This window comes from Streptomyces sp. NPDC001700 (genome assembly GCF_053596435.1).
The window spans coordinates 1-5469 of record NZ_JBSFGE010000074.1 but is presented as its reverse complement, the minus strand read 5'-3'; the positions used below and the strand labels follow the sequence as shown (position 1 = coordinate 5469).

General features: G+C 72.0%; 2 protein-coding genes. Both read right to left on the bottom strand.

The features are described from left to right. The coding region (locus ACWC5C_RS41980) for a type I polyketide synthase (RefSeq protein WP_450884621.1) at nucleotides 1-1238 on the bottom strand (1238 nt) is incomplete at its 3' end. 31 nt (nucleotides 1239-1269) lie between these two features. Continuing rightward, the coding region (locus ACWC5C_RS41975; protein WP_450884619.1) for an SDR family NAD(P)-dependent oxidoreductase at nucleotides 1270-5469 on the bottom strand (4200 nt) is incomplete at its 5' end.

Here is a 5469-nt window from a genome sequence, read left to right as displayed (position 1 = left end):
ATGTGCGGGCTGGGCTCGTCCACGTGGAGGGTCTTGGGGAGGGTGGCGTGGCGCATGGCCTGGATCATCTTGATGACGCCACCGATACCGGCCGCCGCTTGGGCGTGGCCGATGTTGGACTTGAAGGAGCCCAGCCACAGGGGTTCGTCGCGGTTCTGGCCGTAGGTGGCCAGGAGTGCCTGTGCCTCGATGGGGTCGCCGAGAGTGGTGCCGGTGCCGTGGCCTTCGACGGCGTCCACCTGGTCCGGGGTGAGCCCGGCGCTCGCGAGCGCGGCGTGGATGACCCGCTGCTGGGCGGGGCCGTTGGGCGCGCTCAGCTGGCTGCTCTTGCCGTCCTGGTTGACCGCCGAGCCACGGATGACGGCCAGGATGGGGTGGCCGTTGGCCTGGGCGTCGGAGAGCCGTTCGAGCAGGATGGTGCCCGCGCCCTCGGCCCAGGTGGTGCCGTCGGCGGCGGCCGCGTACGACTTGCACCGGCCGTCCGCCGCCAGCCCGCGCTGGCGGCTGAACTCCACGAACATGCCTGGCGTCGGCATCACGGCGGCGCCACCGGCCAGCGCCATGGTGGACTCGTCGTTCCGCAGCGACTGGCAGGCCATGTGGAGCGCCACCAGTGAGGACGAGCACGCGGTGTCCACGGTGACGGCGGGCCCCTCAAGACCGAGGGTGTACGCGATCCGGCCGGACGCCACGCTGAGGGTGGTACCCGTCAGCAGGTGGCCCTCGACGTCCTCCGGTCCCCGGTGGATGAGCGAGGCGTACTCGTGGCCGGACACCCCGCTGAACACACCGGTGCGGCTGCCGCGCAGCTCGCCCGGGGACAGACCGGCGCTCTCCACGCACTCCCAGCTGGTTTCGAGAAGCAGTCGCTGCTGGGGGTCGAGCGCGAGGGCTTCGCGGGGGCTGATGCCGAAGAACTCGGGGTCGAAGCGGTCGGCGTCGTAGAGGAAGCCGCCCTCGCGGGCGTAGGTCTTCCCGGTGGTGTTGGGGTCGGGGTCGTACAGACCGTCCAGATCCCAGCCCCGGTTGTCCGGGAAGGGCCCCACCGCGTCGCGCCCTTCGGACACCAGCTCCCACAGCCCCTCGGGCGTGGTGGCGCCGCCGGGGAACCGGCAGGCCATGCCCACGACCGCGATCGGCTCGCGGCTCCGTGACTCCGCCTCGGCCAGCCGCTGACGGGTCCGCTGGAGGTCGGCGGTCACCCGCTTCAGATAGTCGCGCAGCTTGTCCTCGTTCATGATGCGACGCCGCTCCTCCTGAGTCGCCGGGTCATGAGAGCCCCAGCTCGTTGTCGATGAAGTCGAAGATCTCGTCGTCCGTCGCGGATTCGATCGTCACGCCCTCCTGCGTCCCGGCGTCCTCCGTGCCCAGGCCATCCAGCGTCAGCAGCAGCGCCTGCATGCGTGCGGCGATCGCGGTCCGGACGCCGGGGACGGCGGTCCGCAGACCGCTCTCCAGCCGGTCCAGCTCGGCCACCAGCGGCTGCGGAACCTCGTCGGGGGCCCGGTCCGGCGCCAGCTCGGCACGGAGCATGGCGGCCAGCTGAACCGGCGTGGGGTAGTCGAACAGGGTGGTCGGCGGCAGCCGCAACCCGGTGGCGTGGTTGAGGTTGTTGCGGAACTCGACGGTGGTGAGCGAGTCGAGGCCCATCTCCAGGAACCCGCTGTCGGCGTCGATGGCATCCGGCGAACCGTGGCCGAGGGCCGCCGCGACCTGCCCACGGATGTAGGTGAGGAGGATGTCCAGCTGCGTGGCCTCGTCATGCGGGGCCAGCCGCTGCCGCAACGTGTCCGACCCCGTCACACCGCCCGTGGCGGCGGCCCGCCGGGCCCGGGAGCGGACCAGCCCCTGCAGGACCACCGGGATTGGGGCGTCGCCACCGCCCAGCCGCGCGAGGTCCAGCTTCGCGGGCACCAGAACCGCCTGGGGTGAGCCGAGCGCCAGGTCGAGCAGGCCGAGCGCCTGCGCGGTGGGCATCGCGCCGATGCCACCACGGCCCAGCCGCGCCCGCCCGACCGGATCCAGCCCCGAGGTCAGTTCGCTGGTCTGCGCCCACAGGCCCCACGCGAGCGAGAGGCCCGGCAGGCCCCGCCCCCGGCGGTGGGCGGCGAGCCCGTCGAGGAAGGTGTTCGCCGCCGCGTAGTTGGCCTGTCCGGCATTGCCGATCGCCCCGGCCGCCGACGAGAACAGGACGAACGCGGCCAGGTCCAGGTGTTCCGTCAGCCGGTGCAGGTGGTAGGCGGCGTCGACCTTCGGTCGCAGCACCGCCGACAGCCGCTCCGGGGTCAGCGACGCGATGGCGGCGTCGTCCAGAGCCCCGGCCGTGTGGAACACCCCGGTCAGCGGATGCGCGCCGGGAATCGACCGCAGCAGCCCGGCCACCGCTTCGGCGTCCGAGGTGTCGCAGGCGACGACGGAAGCGTCGGCACCCAGCGTCTTCAGCTCGGCGGCCAGCTCGGTCGCGCCGTCCGCCGCAGGGCCGCGCCGACTGACCAGGAGCAGATGCCGTACGCCGTGCCGCTCCACGAGGTGGCGGGCCAGCACACCGCCGAGGGTGCCGGTGCCGCCGGTGATGAGCACGGTCCCCTCGGGGTCGAGCCCGGCACCGTCTGTTGTTTCCGGTGCGGGCAGCGTCGCGCGTACCAGCCGGGGTACGCGCAGCTCACCGCCGCGCATGGCCAACTGCGGTTCTCCCGTGGCGAGCGCCGCCGGGAGCGCGCGGTACGAGGCGTCCGACTCGTCCAGGTCGACGAGCACGAACCGGCCGGGATACTCCGCGTCCGCCGTGCGCATCAGCCCCCACACGGTGGCCGCCGCCGGATCCGGCACCCGCTCCCCGTCCTCCACGGCCACCGCCCCCCGGGTCAGCACCACGAGCCGCGCGTCGGCGAGGGTGTCGTCGGTGACGAAGTCCTGTACCAGGGCGAGGAGTTCGGCGGACGCTGTGTGTGCGTCCGTCGCCACATCGCCGCCCTCGGAGCGGGCAGGTCCCGCCACCACGATCTGCGGTGGCTTGGCGCCCTCCGCCCTCAACCCGCCGAGCGTGGCGTGATCCACCGCTTCGATCCCGGCGGTACGGAGCGCGGCGGCCACATCCGCCACCCCGACCACCGCCCACGGGCCGCTGCTCTGGAACGCGGGCGCCGGTACGGGGAGCCAGCTCGGCTCGTACAGGGCGTCGCTCTGCCGGGCCTTCGCGGCGGCCAGCTGGTCCGGCGCCACCTCGCGCATGGCCAGCCCGCTGATGCTGAGGACGGGCGCGCCGGTCGCGTCGGCCACCGCCAGCGCCATCACATCCCGCTCCGTACGGGACAGCCGCACCCGCAACCGGGACGGGCCGACGGCGTGCAAGGCCGCACCGCTCCAGGAGAAGGGCAGCCGTACGCGATCCGACTCGTACCAGAACAGCATCAGCGGATGCAGCGCCGAGTCCAGGAGGGCGGGGTGGACGCCGTACGCCTCCGGGTCCGTGCCGTCCGGGAGCGCGATCTCCGCGTAGAGGGTGTCACCGACCCGCCAGCCCGCCCGGAAGCCCCGGAACAGCGGCCCGTATTCGTAGCCGCGCCCGATGAACCCGCGGTAGAACTCCTCGATGTCGACCGGCTCGCCTTCCGTGGGCGGCCACGCCGTGAGGTCGAACGAGGGCTCCGGCGCGGAATCGGCGAGGAAACCACTGGCGTGGCGGGTCCACTCGGCCGTCTCCTCTGACGCCTCGCTCTCCGACGAGAACAGGGCGAACGACCGCCGCCCGGCCTCGTCCGCCGCACCCACGGTGAGCCGCAACTGCCGGGCACCCCGCTCCGGCACGGCCAGGAAGGCGTGGTGCGTCAGCTCTTCGAGCTGGTCACATCCGACATACTCGGCCGCGTGCAGCAGCAGATCCACGAAGGCGACCCCCGGCAGCACCACCGTTCCGTGGACGACGTGGTCGTTCAGCCACGGCTGGGCCTTCAGCGACACCTCGCCGGTGAACACGGCGCCTTCGCCATCGGGGAGGGTGATCGCCGCGGTGAGGAGGGGGTGGGTGGAGGTGTTCGGGGCGTGGGTGGTGGGCTTCGACGTCTCCAGCCAGTAGCGCTTGCGCTGGAAGGGGTAGGTGGGAAGAGCAGCGGGAACGGCGATTTCGCCGATCAGGGGCGCCCAGTCGACCTGGATGCCGTGGGTGTGTGCGGTGGCGAGTGCGGTGAGGAGGGTGTGGTTCTCGTCCCGGTCGCGGTGGAGGGTGGGGATGAGGGTGGTTTCGGTGGTGTCGTCCGGTAGGGAGTCCTGGGCCATGGTGGTGAGGGTGGCGTCGGGGCCGAGTTCGAGGTAGTGGCGGACGCCGTGGGTGTGGAGGGTGGTGATGCCGTCGGCGAAGCGGACGGCTTCGCGGACGTGGCGGGCCCAGTAGGCGGGTGTGGTGATGTCGTCGGGGTCGGCCAGCTCGCCCGTGACGTTGGAGACGAGCGGGATGGTGGGGGAGTGGTAGGTGAGTTCTGCGGCGATGCGTGTGAATTCGTCCAGCATCGCGTCCATGTGGGGGGAGTGGAAGGCGTGGGAGACGGTGAGGCGGCGGGTCTTGATGCCGTCTTGGGCGAGGGTGGTGGCGATGTCGGTGGTGGCTTGTTCGTCGCCGGAGATGACCAGGGAGGTGGGTCCGTTGATGGCGGCGATGGCCACTTCGTGTTCGCGGCCTTCGAGTAGCGGGCGTAGCTGCTCTTCGGTGGCGCGTACGGAGATCATGGCGCCGTTGGACGGGATGGCCTGCATGAGGGCGCCACGGGCGGCGACCAGGCGGCAGGCGTCGTCCAGGGTGAGGACTCCGGCGATGTGGGCGGCGGTGAGTTCGCCGATGGAGTGGCCGGTGACGTAGTCCGGGGTGACGCCGAAGGACTCCACCAGGCGGTAGAGCGCGGTTTCGAGGGCGAAGAGGCTGGCTTGGGTGGAGCGGGTCTGGTTCAGCGGGCCCTGGTCCTCGGCGAAGGTGACGTCCTTGATGGGGCGTTCGGCTTGGAGGTGCTGGTCGAGGGTGGTGCAGACCTCGTCGAACGCGTCGCGGAAGGTGGCGTACGTGTCGTAGAGCCCTCGGCCCATGCCCGCCCGCTGTGCGCCTTGGCCGGTGAAGAGGAACGCGCTCTTTCCCGGGTGGGGCGTGCCGTGGACCACGGCCGGGGACGGCTCACCGCGAGTGAGGGCGTCCAACGCGCGGTCGAATGCCTCGCGCTCATCCGCCAGCACCACGGCCCGGTGGTCGAAGATGGTGCGGCCGGTGGCCAGGGTGTGCGCGATGTCGGTGGGGTGTTGGGCGGTGTGGTCGAGGAGGCGTTGGGCCTGGTCCCGGAGCGCCTGTTCCGTCTTGGCGGAGAGGAGCCAGGGGACGGTGGTGGTGTCCCTCGGGGTTTCCGGGGTGGGGGTGGCGGGGGCTTGTTCGAGGATGAGGTGGGCGTTCGTGCCGCTGATGCCGAAGGACGAGATGGCCGCGCGGCGGGG